The sequence below is a fragment of the Kibdelosporangium persicum genome (assembly GCF_013280595.1).
In the GTDB taxonomy this organism is placed as follows: domain Bacteria; phylum Actinomycetota; class Actinomycetes; order Mycobacteriales; family Pseudonocardiaceae; genus Kibdelosporangium; species Kibdelosporangium persicum.
Map to the genome: position 1 here is coordinate 25,349 of NZ_JAAATY010000015.1, position 14,432 is coordinate 39,780.

Here is a 14,432-nt window from a genome sequence, read left to right on the forward strand (position 1 = left end):
AACACTCACGAGGGGTGGGGGACCTGCGAAGATGCGCCGGTGTTCCGAATCAAACGTTCCGGCCACCCGGTGGACCAGGTGCCGCCGATCGGTCAGACCGCCGCGCTGGGCCTGCAGCACGTGCTGGCGATGTACGCGGGCGCGGTCGCCGTGCCGCTGATCGTCGGCAGCGCGCTGGGCATGTCCAAGGCGGACATCGGTTACCTGATCAACGCGGACCTGCTGATCTCCGGTGTGGCCACGCTGATCCAGTGCCTGGGGTTCTGGCGGTTCGGCGTGCGGCTGCCGCTGATGCAGGGGTGCACGTTCGCCGCTGTCACACCGATGGTGCTGATCGGCACGAGCGACGGGATCACCGCGATCTACGGCGCGGTGATCGTGTCCGGTGCGGTCGTGATCCTGCTGGCGCCGCTGTGGGGGAAGCTGCTGCGGTTCTTCCCGCCACTGGTGACCGGCACGGTGATCACGGTCATCGGGCTGGCGCTGATCCCGGTCGCGGTGAACTGGGCCGCCGGTGGCGTCGGCTCACCGGGTTTCGGTGCCCCGAAGAACCTCGCGCTGGCGCTCGGCGTGTTGCTGCTCGTGCTTGTGGTGCAACGGTTCGCGCCACCGGTGCTGAGCCGGATCTCGGTGCTCGCCGGCATCGTGCTCGGCACGCTGATCGCGATTCCGTTCGGCTTCACGGACTTCTCCGACGTCTCGGACGCGCCGGTCTTCGGCATCAGCACCCCGTTCCACTTCGGACTGCCGACGTTCGACGCCGCCGCGATCATCGCGATGGTCGTGGTCATGCTGGTCACGATGACCGAGACGACCGGCGACATCCTCGCGGTGGGCGAGATGACCGGACGCCCGGTCGACGGCAGGCGGCTGGCCGACGGCCTGCGGGCGGACGGGCTGTCCACTGTGCTCGGTGGCGTGTTCAACACGTTCCCGTACACCGCTTTCGGGCAGAACGCCGGTCTGGTCGGGCTGACCAAGGTGTACAGCAGGTTCGTCGTCGCGGTCGGCGGCGGCATCCTGGTGCTCCTCGGCCTGTTCCCGATCCTCGGCGAGATCGTCGCCCGCGTTCCCGCGCCGGTGCTGGGTGGCGCGGGCATCGTGATGTTCGGGACGGTCGCCGCCATCGGCATCACCATGCTGGCCAAGGTCGCCTTCGACAACAACGGCAACCTGATGGTGGTCGCCGTGTCGCTGGGCCTCGGCCTCATCCCGACCGCGGTGCCGAACATCTACGAGCACTTCCCGAACTGGTTCCGCACCATCATGGAATCGGGCATCACCGCGGGCGCGCTGTCCGCCGTCGTGCTGAACCTGCTGTTCAACCACTTCCGCGGCAGGCGCGAGGCGTCATGAGCCGACGGTCGGTGCCGCGTGCAGGTTGCCGTCCGGGCCGGCCAGGCAACTGGCCGACTGGGAGGCGATGGTGAGGAACTCGCCGAGGCACCGGCCGAACTGCTCGTGACCGGCGGCGTTGGGGTGGAAGGACTCCTGCAGCGCGTGGTTCGCCCGGTCCTGCGCGCGCAGGTCCGTCCACTGCACTGCCAGGCGCCGGAACCATTCCTTGTTCGGGTCGGTCGACGAACACGCCTCACGCCCGGTGCCCGCGCGGGACAGGTCCAGGAACCGGGCGCCGCCGTCCCGCGCGGCCCTGCGCAGACCGGCGGTGAGCGTGGGCACCGCGGTGTCCCTGACCCACTCCAGATCCTCTGTCCTAAAGGGACAGCCGGACAGGTCCTGCAGGCTGTCCAGCAGGTTGGGGGAGACCGGGGAAGCGTACGACTGGAGCACGAGCTGGTAGTCGCTGTCCTGGTATCCCGCGCCGGACATCACCTTCCTGATGTCGCTGAGGACCTTGGTGACCTTGGGCGTCATCGCGTCGATCCGGCGCTGCCAGTCCTTGCCGACGCCCTGGCTGCACGCCGGTTTGCCGCTGTCGAACCACGCCTCGACGCAGCTGTTGAGCGAGTTGGCGAAGGACGGGTCGTCGTTCGCGCCGGCCGCGACGACGACGGCGACCACGCGCTGCTGCCGTGCGACCACGGCCAGCCTGCCTGCCTGGGACGGCTCGGTGTACTGCTTGGCCTCGCCGAGCCCGACCTGCGCGCTGGACGCACCCGAACACGCCAGGCTGATCGTCATCGCGATGTCGGTCATACCGGTCTTGTGGATCGAGGCGTTGCGCGACCGGTGGCACCAGTCGCCGTTCTCGCCGTTCGTGCCTGGCTCGTAGTCCCCGGCACCTTCGCCCGAGATCGTGCTGTCACCCATCGCGACCAGCACACGCGGCGCGTTCTCCGGCGGCCGCAACCCCGGCTCGGGTGGTTGTTGCTGGTCCCCGCCGAGGACGAAGACCGCGACCAGCGCGACTGCGAGCAGTCCCGCGAGAGCCATGAGGTGCCAGCGCCACTTTCGCATCCCTGGTAAGTCTAGTGCGACGTTGACGAGCGTTCGCCCGCCCGGGAGGGGAGCCCATGAGCGACGTTGGGATCAGGCCGGCGGCCGAGGCCGACTTAGCCGCGCTGATCAGCACGTTCGGCGACGAGGACTTCTTCACCGACCGGTTCGCCAGGCAGGAACGCGGCGGCGGTGTCCTGCTGACGGCCTGGGCGTACGACAAGCCGATCGGGCACGTGTACCTGTGGCTGGAACGGGCGGAGGAGCCCGAGGTCCGCGAACACCTCCCCGGGGTCCCGCTGCTCAACCGTGTCGAAGTGCGCTCCGAGCACCGTAACCGGCGTATCGGCACCAAACTGGTCAGTGCGGCGGAGAAACTCCTGACCGGACGCGGCTACTCCCAGGTCGCCCTCGCCGTGCGGATCGACAACCCGGACGCGTACCGCCTGTACGAGCGCCTCGGCTTCGTGGAGTGGCCGTATCCGCCGGTCGAGTGCATGTACGAGGTGAGATTGCCGGACGGCAGCCGCAAACGCTGCTCGGAGACGTGCCACATGATGGTCAAACCGCTGCCGTCTGATAGCAGTGCATGAGACCGATGTCGGCCAGCAGCTTCTGCAGGCCGCCTCGCCGGTACCGGCCGGCGACCGAGACCACGTGCCGCTGCCAGGTCCTCCGGTCGGCGCGCCACGCGTCCAGGTAGTCGACGCAGAACCGCGGTTCGATGAGACGGTTGCGGCCCCTGGCCGCCTTCAGCGCCTCGATCATCCGGCTGCGTTCCGCCGGGGGCAGCGGGGCGCACGCGGCCATCTCGAGGACCTCGTCGATGAACGACCTGCGCTTGGCCAGGAAGTCACGCCAGTAGCCCGCGGTGGCGGCGGTCAGGTCCCTGCCGTGGCCCAGCAGACCGAACAAGCCTTCCGCCAGGGTGTCCCCGAACTCCTCGGACCGGGCACGGTCGCCGTCCCGGTACGGGTCGTACGGCGCCTGGATGACCCGGCCGGTCATCGCCGACGGCCGCAAGCCCTTGTCGTCCAGGAGGAAGAACCAGTCCTCGTTGTAGATGTTGGGGAAGAAGGAGCCGTACGCCTTCGGGCCGACGGCGAGCGCGCCGCCGCCGATGAACGTGTCCTGCGCGCCGCCGGAGTCGCGGAAAGCGTGGCACACCACCGAGTTGTCCCAGAATCCGTCGATCGACAGGCCCACTCCGGCGTAGTCGTCCAGCAGCCCGGCCGCGTCGTTGAGGTCCCCGACCTTGGGTACGCTGATGTCGTCGTCCAGGAACAGGATGCGTTCCCAGCCGGCCACCCTGGCCAGCAGCAGCCCGAGGTTGCGTTTCATGCTGGTGTCGGTGGGCCGGTGGAACCTGGTGCCCCGTAGCAGCGCCGAGGTCCGGAAACCGGGCAGCAGGCGGGCGTTCAGGTCGGGGACGTCGACCGCCAGCACCTCGGTGCCTTTGCTCTTCGCGAGCCGGAAGGCGGCCTCGGCCGACGCGCGTTTGCTGCACAGCGCGACGAGCACGCACCCCTGCGCTCCGGCCAGGTCCACCGCTGTCCGGAGGTAACCCAAGGTGCGGGCGGTCGGCACGATGATCGCGTTGATCGTCGCGGGCTTGCCGACCGCGTCCGCGGTGACCAGCTTGCGGTGCGAAGGGATGTGGTTGGCGGTCTCGCCGCCTGCCTCCGCGTCACCGGCGGCGGGCATCAGACGTCCTCCACCCATTCGTGCAGCCGGTGGTCCGGGTCGGTCCAGTCAGGAGTGAGCACCCTGCCGCTCACCACCGAGACCCGCGTGATGATGCTGAAGGCCGGCGCGTTCTTGAAGTGCTGGGCGAGGAACGCCTCGTTGCGGTCACGGAACCGGCTGTCGGTCAGCGCGCGGACGACGCCGTAGGTGCCCCGCCCGAACATGCCGTTGCAGATGGTGACGGTGCGCTTGGCGTTGAACGGGTTGGGGCCGCGGTAGAAGTGCCCGACGTCCTCGAGCAGCTGGCCGTTCTCGTCCAGCCGGGGAGCGATCAGCTCGCTCTGGTCGCCGCGCCGCACCTCGAAGCCTCCGATGTCGCTCTCGTCGGCTCTCGCCACCTGCTGGACCGGGAGCTCCACCCGGTTGAGCAGGTCGCGGGTGACGAAGTTCCAGTCGACGCCGCCGAGCAGCACCAGATGGGAGGTGTAGTCGTCCTCCGCCAGTTCCGGAGCGGTCTTGAAATGCACCTGCGTGGCCGGGTTGGCCGCACGGATGTGACCGTACAGTTCGATCAACGCGTCAAGATCGGCGTATGTATAGAGCGCCACGTAGTCCGGGCTGGTCCGGTCGGCGTAGCTGAAGCCGCGCAGCAGCGAGTCCGGCAGCTGCGCGCAGACGATGGTGACGATCTTCTTGTCGCCGAAGTGCCAGAAACCGGAGACCGGCGGCTCCGGCTCGGTGTCGGGGACGGCGGGCTCGGCCACCGCCTGCTCGCGCAGGCGCAGCAGTTCGTGCCGCAGCGTTTCTCGGTCCGCTCGTTCCGCGTCGGTGAGCTGGCTCGGCGACAGCAGGCGGTACGGGATGGTCTCCACCGACCGCATTGTCGCGAAGAAGGTCGCATACGCCTCAAGACGCCGGGGCGGAGGAACAGTGGGCTTCGTCAGGTTCTCCCACGAGGAGATCAGCGAGATGCTCAACGGTTTGCGCCCGGCGCCGAACGCCTCCGCCAGCTGTGACTGCGTGATTCCCAGGCCTGGCCAGTGTTCCTCGCGCAGCGATCGCAGGCGGCGGGCCAGTGCACGGCGCGGGTCATCGGGGAACACGGCACTTAACCTTTCAGTGAACTTCAGTTAAGTACTAAAGCAGTGAGTGTACCGCTGCGGTCATGAGGTCTGGGAACCCCTGTCTGTGGCAAGGGGAAGGCGGGTGGCGACGGATATTGTGGTTACCAGATGCAGGGCTTACGCTGAAGCTTAGCAAAATCGAGGCAACTTTACTGAAGTTTCTGAAATTCAGTAAGACGCGAGTCGGTCTCGGTTCGCGCACCTTCGCAGGCAGGGACGGAGGACACCAGCAGACACGCCGACCGGCGTGGCACAACGAACCGGAGGGGGTCGTCATGACGACAGCATCGCCACCTACCCCTGTGCTACCTCGTCACCGGGCGATAGTCGCGGTGGACATCGAGGGATCCACCACACGGACCAACAAGGCCCGTGCGTTGCTCCGCAACGCGATGTACGACCTGCTCGAGGAAGCACTGCTGCAAAGCGGGATCAAGGAACAGCACCGTGACATGATCGACCGCGGGGACGGGGCGTTCATCCTGATCCACCCGGTCGACGACGCGCCGAAGACCGTCCTGCTGACCATGGTGATCCCGACGCTGGCCGAGCTGCTGGCGCGGCACGAGCCCGAACGGCCCGACCACAGGTTCCGGCTGCGAGCCGCCGTGCACGCAGGCGAAGTGCACTACGACAACCGCGGTTGGTACGGCGAGGACCTCGACGTCACCGCGCGTCTGCTGGACGCGCCGCAACTGAAGCGCAAACTCCGCCAGACCAGGGCACGGCTGATCGTGGTCGTGTCACAGCACATCTACCGGTCGGTCGTGCTGCACGGCTACGACGGGATCGACGACACCAGCTACGAGCAGATCGTTCAGGTGCAGATCGGCAGGCGGCGGCAGCGCGGGTGGGTGCAGATCCCCGGCGCCACCGGCTACCACGGTCAGGACCTGACGGCCTGATCCGCCTCGATGTGCTCGGCGATCGCGCCGATCACCGCGTCGGCGTTGGTGTCGATGTAGAAGTGGTCGCCGGGGAAGCTGCGGAACACGAACCGCCCGGTCGTGTGCTCGGCCCACGCGCGGGCCTCGTCCTCGTCCACCTTCGGGTCCGCGGTGCCGGTGAACGCGAAGATCGGGGTGGTCAGCTTGGGTCCGGGGGTCCAGCGGTACGTCTCCGCGGCGCGGTAGTCACCGCGGATCGCCGGCAGCACCATGCTGCGGATGTCCTCGTCGTCGAGCAGGTGCGAACCCGCTCCGCCGAGCCGCTTCACCTCGGCGATCAGGCCGTTGTCATCGAGGGTGTGGACGCGTTCGTCCCGGTTGCGGCTGGGCGCGCGCCGGCCTGATGCGAACAGGGCCGTCGGCCGGACGCCCGCGTCTTCGAGCCTGCGGACCAGCTCGAACGCCACCGAGGCACCCATGCTGTGGCCGAACACCGTGAGCGGCTTGTCGGTCCACGGCTTGAGGGCGGCGAACACTCCGTCGGCCATCTTCTGGCACGTCTCCAGACAAGGTTCGGAACGCCGGTCCTGCCTGCCCGGGTACTGGATGGCCAGCACCTCCACCTTGGGTGCCAGCGCCTTGGCCACCGGCAGGTAGTAGCTGGCCGCGCCACCCGCGTGCGGCAGGCACACCAACCGGGCCGTCGCCTCCGGCGCTGGACTGAACCGTCGGATCCACCGGTCGTCGGTCATGGCTTCCTTTCCCACTCTCTGAGGTGCACGAGGCGTTGTTCGAGCCCGTCGAGACAGCGTTGCACGGCGTACTGGAACAGGTCGGTGAAGAAGTCGGCGACCCCGTGGGGATCCGCGGCCAGGTCCGCCACGAAGGTGCCGACCGCGGCCAGGCCCGGCAGGTCCGTGCGGCCCCGGAAGGCCAGGTACTCCTCGGCGTGCGCGCTACGCACGGCGGCGATCCGGCTCGGGTAGTCCTCCAGCGAGATGTACTGGCAGGCCGTCGTCATGACGACGTTGTACGCAAGCACGCTGTCCGCGCCGAACCCCGCTTCCTGTAACAGCCGCACACCCATGTCGATGATCGGCCCGCCACACGACGCCGGGGGACCGTGCATGGCCAGCCGGTAGGCGACACCGGGATAGCGGCGCAGCACATCGCGGTAGTCGTCCAGCAGCAGGCTGAACCATTCGCGCCACGGCAGCGTCTCCGGCGGCACCGTGAACTGGCGCACGACGTGGTCGAGGACCAGGCTGACGACCGCCTCCCGGTCGCCGACGTGGTGGTAGACCACCGCGGGCGAGGCCTCGATCCCGGCGGCGAGCTGCCGCAACGTCCAGTTGTCCAGTCCGTCCTGCGCGGTCAGCGCGACGGCCTGCGCCACGATCCGCTCAGCGGTGACCGCGGGCGGCCGTGTGCCGTTGCGCGAGCGCGCCCGCTGCCGCGGAATCCCCATGGCCCGACAGTAGCGTTTCGCACGCGCCTGGCCGGGCGGATCGAACAGACTCAGGGGTGGGGCCAGGCCTTCTGTCTCACACTGTGATCGAAGTGAGGTCGACGCCGTGGGCCGCGGTGGCGGTGACGTCCCGGACCCGTTCGGCCCAGACCGCGTGCCCGTGCTCCGTCCACAGTGGAAGAACCGGCAGTTCGCGCAGGATCTCGTTCTCGACCAGCCGGTAGTTCTCCGCCCGCACGACCGGGTCACCGGATGCCGCGGCGGCGTCGAGGAACGGCTTGACCGCCGGGAGGTCCAGGCCTTCGAACAGCTGGTGCGGACTGTCGAAGGTGAATCGCTGGTCGCGGATCTCGACCGCCGGGCCGTCACCGGTCGTGACGCCGAGGTGGGTGCGGACCTGGTTGTTCACCGCGTCCAGTTCGCCCTTGCCCCCGTCTGCGAACCGCACCGCCTTGAGTCCGGCCTGGTCACCCAGGGCCTTCGCGCCCCCCGCGTCGAAATTGCAGGCACGGCACACGTCCGCACGCTCGCCGGGTGCGACGGCCGGCGGGTAGAGCCTGGTCGCCGGGTCGAACTGGTTGTCCAGCGGTCCCGTCGCGACGGTCTTGCGGTCGATGGACAGGGCGATCGCGTACCGGGCGGCGGGATCGGGCAGGTCCGGGCCGAAGAGCAGGTAGCTGGCCCGTGGCTTCGGCCAGACCGCGTGCCGGTTGGCGAAGTCCTGGTGCATCGACTGGTGCCTGCTGCCCGGGAAGTCCACCACCAGATCCAGCCTGCCCGCCTTGACCTCGTCGAACGCGGCGGCGAGATCCTCGTGCACCCGGAGGTCGATCTGCCGCGCCTTGCTCCCGACCGGGTTGACCCGGACCAGCCTGCCGCCCTTCTCGTTGTCCCACGGGCCCTCCAGCCGGAACGGGCCGTTGCCGGCCAGCTCCTTGCCCGCACGGACGGGCAGCGCCCACACCGACGCCAGGAAAGCGGGCACGTAGCTCGCGGGCGACTTCGTGGTCAGCCGGATGGTCAGGTCGTCGACGGCATCGATCCGGTCGAAGGGGATCGGCTGCCCGGCCACCTTCCGCCAGGCGTCCACATAGGAGCCGGCGGTCACCGGGGCGCCGTCGTGGTACGTCCCCGGGCGCAGCTTGATCGTCCACGTGATCTGGTCGGGAGTGCCGGTCACCGACTCCGCGGCGCGCGGGGTGATCTTGCCGGTCGCCGGGTCGTGGTCGATCAACGGCGTGTACAGCGCGTTGCTGATCATTCGGTCCTGCCACGGTGACGCGACAGCACCGATGCCCACGCTCAGCACACCGGGTTGCGCGGGAGCGGGTTCCGGGGTGGTGCTACAGCCGGTGATCATGACGGCGACCGTGAGCAAGATCGGCGTGACGCGCATGCCCAGTTCCTAGCAGATGAGGGTCTTACCAGCGACGAACGGCCATTGTGTCCTGTTCGGTAAGGGCTTTAGGGTGACCGGGGTGCGTAGGTGGTTATACGGTTCTACAGTCGCAGTGTCCGCGGTCGCGCTGATGTTCGTCAGCACAGTGCCCGCTCAAGCTTGCGGTGACGAGGTTTTCGGAAACCCGTCCAGTGCCGCACATGCCGGCCATACCGGGCCCCGGGCCGAGGGAGTGGCCGCGACCAGCGCGGTCAAGAACGTCGAACAGGTGGCGAACCTGCCTGACGCGACCGGTGCCACCTCGGTGCGGTTCCTGAAGTACGGCCACAAGGACGTGCTGTTCATCTCCGGCAGGTTCGGCCTCAAGTCGTACGACGTCGACAACCCGCGCAAGCCCAAGCTGCTCAGCGAGGTCTCCCTGCCCGGGTTCTGGCAGGGCGAGGACACCGAGGTCGACGAGAAGCGCAAGCTTGTCTTCCTGGCCCGCGACCCGCGCGCGTACGGCGGCACCACGAACACCGGTGAGTCCGGCGTCTACACGATCGACGCCAAACGCCCGGACAAGCTCGAGCTGATCAGCTACGTGCAGGTCCCGGCGGGCCACACGACCAGCTGCGTCAACGACTGCCGGTACCTCTGGACCGGTGGCCCGGCCAAGGCCGACAACCAGCCCGCCGACTGGGGCGGCCGCCCGATCTGGGTGACCGACATGAAGGACCCGCGCAAGCCCAAGGTCTTCCCGAACCCGATCGACCTGTACCGCAACGACGGCAAGACCGACTACGCGCATGACGTCCAGGTCGACGCCATGGGCATCGCGTGGTCGTCCGGTCGTGGCGGTGTGCGTGGTTACTGGACCGACGGCTGGCACCGTGACCCCGTCGCGGGCAAGTTCCGCAAGGCCACGGCGCTCGACCCGGTTCCGTACGCCGGCGGCGGTGTGTCCGAGCTGACCGCCCCGTCGAAGTTCATGCACAACAGCTACCGCCCGGTCGGCTGGCGCTCGAAGGACGGCGGCGACCACGAGCGGTTCGGCCGCACCGGTGACCTGATCTACGCCACCGAGGAGTCGTTCATCCAGAACAGTTGCGCGGCCGACGGCATCCTCGTGATCGCCTCGCTCAAGGGCTCGTACAACGGTGAGGGCTGGCGGTCGACCCCGGAGAAGCCGTTCCGGCTCAAGACCATCGGCAGCTGGAGCGTGGCGGGCCAGGAAGGCAGCATCGAGAGTGACGACTGCTCGGCGCACTACTTCGACGTGCAGGGCAACGTCCTCGTGCAGTCGTTCTACGCGCAGGGCACGCGGTTCCTGGACATCAGCGACCCGACCAACCCGCGGCAGATCGCGTACCACCGTCCGGGTGACGGCCGGTCCTGGTACCCGATGTGGCACAAGGGCCTGGTGTACGTCGCGGACAACGTGCGTGGCGTGGACATCCTGAAGCTGTCACGCTGATCCGCCAGCAGCACGGCGCCCCTGGTGGATCCACCGGGGGCGCTTCGCGTGGCGAGGTTTAGGGCCACGTCGCCGGGGGTAGCCCGCTTCGGGGCGTGTGCATCGCCCAGGCAAGAGGGAGTGAGCCTCTCGTGGGACGTGCGATCGGGGGCGATCCGGCCGACGTGGCACGCGCCTTCGAGCACCTGCCGGCAGTGGTGTGGTTGCTCGAAGGCCCTGAACACATCGTGGTCGCCGCTAACCGTGCCGCTCGGGCGAGCGTGGGTGATCTGGATCTGATCGGGATGCCGATCCGGCTGGCGGGCAAGGCGCTGCCGGGTACGCGGCTGCTCGACATGCTCGACGAGGTGTACCGGGAAGGCCGGACCCTGTCGGTCCAGGAGCCGGACGCGCTGGTCACGGTACGGCCGTTAATCGACGCCTATGACGTCGTCACCGGGCTCGTGGCGCAGGTCGTGGTGCTGGCCGACCAGCCGCCTCCCTTTCGTCGCGACGAGCACGAAGTCGCGCTCGACTTGCAGCTGGCGGTGCTGCCGCACGGGCTTCCGGTGCTGCCGGAGATCAGCATGGCGGCGGTGTACCTGCCCGCGGGCGCCAACGACGCGGCCGGTGGGGACTGGTTCGAGGTGGTCCCGATGCCGGGCGGCAGGCTCGGGCTGATCGTCGGCGACGTCGTCGGGCACGGTCCACGGGCGTCCGCGATCATGGGGCAGCTGCGGGCGATCGTGGCCGAGCGGATGCTGCTCGGCGGCGAACTCAGGGACGTGGTCAACGCGTTGGACACGTTCGCCCGGAGTGCGCCCGAGGCCAGGGGCACGACGGTCTGTGTGGCCGTCCTCGACAGGCAGAACGGCTCGTTGGCGTACTGCACGCGCGGCCATCCGCCGCCCCTCGTGGTCGGCGCGAACGGCGACACGCGGGTGCTCCCGCAGCCGAGCGGACCGCCGCTGGCGTTCGGCGACGGCGAGTTCATGTTCGCCGACGACGTGCTGTGGCCAGGCGAGACGATCGTGCTGTACTCCGACGGCGCGGTGGAGCGGCCGGGCCGCACGATCGTCGAGGGAATCGGCGAACTGGCCGCGTGTGCGGCGCAGGTCGTCCGGGTCAACGGGACCGGGCAACGGGCCCTGGCGGACCGGATCTGCCAGAGCGGCCTGCAGCTGATCGAGGACGGCCACGCCCCGCACGACGACGCCAGCCTGCTGGCGGTGACCGTGCTGCTGCCGTTCGTCGACCCGCTGGTGATGGCGGTGCCCGCGAGCCCGGAGAAGCTCACCGACGTGCGCCGTGAACTGGGCCGGTGGCTGACCGACCTGCGGCTGATGGAGGAGGATCTGGTCGCGGTCGAACTGAGCGTGATCGAGGCCGTCACCAACAGCATCGAACACGCGTACGCCGAGCCGGGCGGAACCGTGCAGGTGGAGGCGTCACTCGACGACATCGGCCGGCTGCACATCGAGGTGTCGGACACCGGGACGTGGAAAAAACCGGACGACGAACCGGGTTTCCGCGGCCGCGGCATGCTGATGATGCGTGAGTCCATGGACGAGATGCGGCTGGCCACCACGTCGAAGGGCACCGTGGTGGAGATGTGCAAGACGGTGCGGCGCCCGGTGCGTACCGGCGCGACCCGGGTCGCGCCCGCTCGTGACGAGGACCTCGACGACCTGCGGATCGACATGATGAGCCTGCCGGACTCGCTGTGGCTGACGGTTTCCGGAGCACTGGACGGCAGCTCGGCCGCTCGGTTGCGCAGCGCGTTACTCGAAGCCGCACGCGGCGGCAGCAGGTTGCCGATCACGCTCGTACTCGACGACGTGACCGCTCTCGGCAGCGCGGGCCTGCGGGTTCTGACCGAACAGGGCAGGCGCCTCGGGGACGCTGGCCGTGTGCTTCGCGTTGTCGCGTCGCCGAACAGCCCAGCGGGGAACGTGCTGTCGATCAGCGGTGTGGACATGCTGTTGGACGTGCGCTCACACGCCTGATCTGCGGAGCGGCGCCGTAACCCATAGGTTGGGGACTTGCGAGAACCAAACCGGAAGGAGCGGACATGCTCGCGGTCACGGATGCCGCCGCCCAGGCGATCGAGGCACTGACGAGTCAGAACGACGAGTCGCAGGTCGAAGGCGGGCTCCGGTTCAGTTTGCAGTCCAGCGACGACGTCGGCGCGCAGCTGGCGCTCGCGGTGACCAAACAGCCGGAACAGGGCGACCAGGTCGTCACCGCCGACAACGGCGCGAATGTGTATCTCGAACGCGGGGCCGCCGAGTTCCTTGACGACAAGGTGCTTGACGTGCAACGCAACAGCGAGGGCGAGATCGCCTTCGCCCTGGCGCCGCAAGGGGTGTAGAAGGTCGGGCTGAAGGCGGGCGTGGCGGTCGCCTTCAGCCCGGCCACTCAGGTGCCCCTCTTCGCATACGTTTGCACCGGCTGTAGATCAAGGTATGACCCGCGTACCGGCCCGGCCATGACGAATATGACCTAGGTATGGCGAAGAACCCCTAGTGGTTCCGTGTCCGTCCGAAAGGGACTGTACACAACACGAACAGGGTCGCCGTGAACACGGGCAACCACGCCAGGCGCAGCAGTGGCCACATCGGATCATCCGGTGACGTGTGCAGACCGGGCACCACGCCGAAGGCCTGCGCGGTGAGCACGACGATCAGCAAAGCACTCTGGTGCACCAGGAAAAGCATGAGCGCCCGATCGTTGATCCATCGCGTCAGGCGCGAGTTGGCCCGCCTCACGGTGAGCGATGCCGCTCCGACCTGCGCGGCGGCCAACGCCAACGCCGCCGGTGAGGGCGGCGCGAGATTCGACCGCGCCTCGCCCGTTCCCCCGACCGCGCTGACCGGATAGCCCGCGTACCGGACGAGCAGGAAGTACGCCAGAGCCCCGCCCAGCAGCAACGGCAGACCCCACCGCAAACCCGCGCGGGCGGCGAGGATTCCCGCCTGCCACGGCGCCCACCAGACGGTGATCACGGTGATCTCGTTGACCGTCAGTTCGCCGACGACCGTGAGCACAACCGGGATCGTCAACGCCCATGCCCGGAGTTTCCCGTCCAGCCACGACATGGCAGGGGTGAGTGCTTGCAGGACGACGTAGACACCGAGGAACCACAGGGGAGAGGTCACCAGGTGGATGACTGTCTTCGAGGTCTCCCCGGGCATCCCGCTGACGACGATGATCAACGCCCACGCCGCGAGCAGAACGGCGACGGGGACGGCGAGCCTGGTCAGTTTGTGCCACAACCCCGTTTTCGATCGCGCCGCGGCGAACCCGCCGGCGAAGAAGAAGAGACCCAGCGTCTGCAGAACCCAGCTCAGCGGTGCGAGATCCGGCATGTGCCGCAGCGGACTGTCCACTGTGAGGCCGGCGGGACCGGAGACCAGCGCCGTCACCAGCCAGTGACCGGCGATGACGCCGACCACCGCGACGGCCCGGACGGAGTCGATGGTCGGGTCCCGGCCAGGCATGACCAGATTGTGACTCAGCGGGGTGAATCCGCTCATAGAATGCCGCCATGGGGAAGGGTGACGGCACCATCCGGATCAGCGACGCGGAACGGGAGGCGGCCGTCGCCACACTCGGCGTGCACATGTCCACCGGCCGCCTCGACCTCGCCGAGTACGAGGACCGCTGTGGCCTCGCCGCGGCGGCGCGGACCAGGGCGGACCTGGAGGCGTTGTTCGAGGACCTGCCCGCACCCCACCCGGACCTCAGCTCGGCGACCCGCCCGGCCGACCTGGTGAAGCGGACCGGTCAACTGGTCAGCCGGTCGACGGGCAGGCAGGCCGAGACTCCCGCCACCGCGGCACTGGACGCCGTTGCCGGGCTGGCGTTCATGCTCGGCATCCCGGGCGCCATCCTGTTGACGATCTTCCTCGGCATGTGGTGGGTGTTCATCCCGGTCGCCGCCGTGCTGGTGATCGCGGGCAGCCTCAGCGACGCCGCCAAGAAACGGTCCCAGATCTCCGAATAGGGGCGCCTCGGCAGGCTGATGATTCGGTGT

The 14,432-nt window shown here is 68.6% G+C and carries 14 protein-coding genes; 7 read left to right on the top strand and 7 right to left on the bottom strand.

Features of this window, described 5'->3' with window-relative positions; genetic code table 11:
- Positions 1–39 precede the first annotated feature (39 nt).
- Complete coding sequence (locus GC106_RS25155) at positions 40–1,356, top strand: nucleobase:cation symporter-2 family protein (protein WP_312872830.1); 1,317 nt, start codon at positions 40–42, stop codon at positions 1,354–1,356.
- Here the strand turns inward: GC106_RS25155 and GC106_RS25160 are convergent.
- Positions 1,351–2,418 (bottom strand): GDSL-type esterase/lipase family protein, encoded by a 1,068-nt coding sequence (locus GC106_RS25160; protein ID WP_173135523.1) that lies wholly within the window; start codon positions 2,416–2,418, stop codon positions 1,351–1,353. The genes GC106_RS25155 and GC106_RS25160 overlap by 6 nt on opposite strands.
- A gap of 56 nt (positions 2,419–2,474) precedes the next feature.
- Between GC106_RS25160 and GC106_RS25165 the strand changes: the two genes are divergently transcribed.
- A complete protein-coding gene (locus GC106_RS25165) occupies positions 2,475–2,990 on the top strand; it encodes a GNAT family N-acetyltransferase (RefSeq protein ID WP_173135526.1) in 516 nt (171 codons plus the stop codon).
- On the opposite strand, the gene GC106_RS25170 is transcribed toward GC106_RS25165, so the two are convergent.
- Both GC106_RS25170 and GC106_RS25175 read right to left on the bottom strand, forming a co-directional pair.
- Positions 2,959–4,101, bottom strand: coding sequence for a hypothetical protein (locus GC106_RS25170; protein WP_173135528.1), 1,143 nt, complete (start codon positions 4,099–4,101; stop codon positions 2,959–2,961). The two genes, GC106_RS25165 and GC106_RS25170, sit on opposite strands and share 32 nt — an antisense overlap.
- Complete coding sequence (locus GC106_RS25175; protein ID WP_173135531.1) at positions 4,101–5,186, bottom strand: helix-turn-helix domain-containing protein; 1,086 nt, start codon at positions 5,184–5,186, stop codon at positions 4,101–4,103. The genes GC106_RS25170 and GC106_RS25175 overlap by 1 nt, the downstream gene beginning before the upstream one ends.
- Positions 5,187–5,482: 296 nt before the next feature.
- Between GC106_RS25175 and GC106_RS25180 the strand changes: the two genes are divergently transcribed.
- Entirely contained in the window at positions 5,483–6,112 is a 630-nt protein-coding gene (locus GC106_RS25180; RefSeq protein WP_173135534.1) for a nucleotidyl cyclase domain-containing protein, read from the top strand.
- On the opposite strand, the gene GC106_RS25185 is transcribed toward GC106_RS25180, so the two are convergent.
- From GC106_RS25185 to GC106_RS25195, 3 genes are all read right to left on the bottom strand, one after another.
- Entirely contained in the window at positions 6,094–6,846 is a 753-nt protein-coding gene (locus tag GC106_RS25185; RefSeq protein WP_173135537.1) for a thioesterase II family protein, read from the bottom strand. The two genes, GC106_RS25180 and GC106_RS25185, sit on opposite strands and share 19 nt — an antisense overlap.
- On the bottom strand, positions 6,843–7,562 hold the full coding sequence (locus tag GC106_RS25190) for a TetR/AcrR family transcriptional regulator (protein ID WP_173135539.1): 720 nt from the start codon (positions 7,560–7,562) through the stop codon (positions 6,843–6,845). Before GC106_RS25190 ends, GC106_RS25185 begins: the two co-directional genes overlap by 4 nt.
- 76 nt (positions 7,563–7,638) lie before the next feature.
- A complete protein-coding gene (locus tag GC106_RS25195) occupies positions 7,639–8,958 on the bottom strand; it encodes a peptide ABC transporter substrate-binding protein (RefSeq protein WP_173135542.1) in 1,320 nt (439 codons plus the stop codon).
- A gap of 82 nt (positions 8,959–9,040) precedes the next feature.
- Between GC106_RS25195 and GC106_RS25200 the strand changes: the two genes are divergently transcribed.
- The 3 genes from GC106_RS25200 (at position 9,041) to GC106_RS25210 (ending at position 12,767) form a co-directional block, all read left to right on the top strand.
- Positions 9,041–10,417 carry an LVIVD repeat-containing protein gene (locus tag GC106_RS25200; protein WP_312872831.1) on the top strand — a complete coding sequence of 459 codons (1,377 nt, stop codon included), beginning with the start codon at positions 9,041–9,043 and terminating at the stop codon, positions 10,415–10,417.
- 131 nt (positions 10,418–10,548) lie between these two features.
- Complete coding sequence (locus GC106_RS25205) at positions 10,549–12,402, top strand: SpoIIE family protein phosphatase (RefSeq protein ID WP_173135545.1); 1,854 nt, start codon at positions 10,549–10,551, stop codon at positions 12,400–12,402.
- 65 nt (positions 12,403–12,467) lie between these two features.
- On the top strand, positions 12,468–12,767 hold the full coding sequence (locus tag GC106_RS25210) for an iron-sulfur cluster biosynthesis family protein (protein ID WP_173135548.1): 300 nt from the start codon (positions 12,468–12,470) through the stop codon (positions 12,765–12,767).
- Between the two features lie 151 nt (positions 12,768–12,918).
- On the opposite strand, the gene GC106_RS25215 is transcribed toward GC106_RS25210, so the two are convergent.
- Positions 12,919–13,896, bottom strand: coding sequence for an acyltransferase family protein (locus tag GC106_RS25215; RefSeq protein WP_173135551.1), 978 nt, complete (start codon positions 13,894–13,896; stop codon positions 12,919–12,921).
- Between the two features lie 47 nt (positions 13,897–13,943).
- On the opposite strand from GC106_RS25215, the gene GC106_RS25220 reads away from it, so the two are divergent.
- Positions 13,944–14,402, top strand: coding sequence for a DUF1707 SHOCT-like domain-containing protein (locus GC106_RS25220; RefSeq protein ID WP_173135554.1), 459 nt, complete (start codon positions 13,944–13,946; stop codon positions 14,400–14,402).
- Positions 14,403–14,432: the final 30 nt, after the last annotated feature.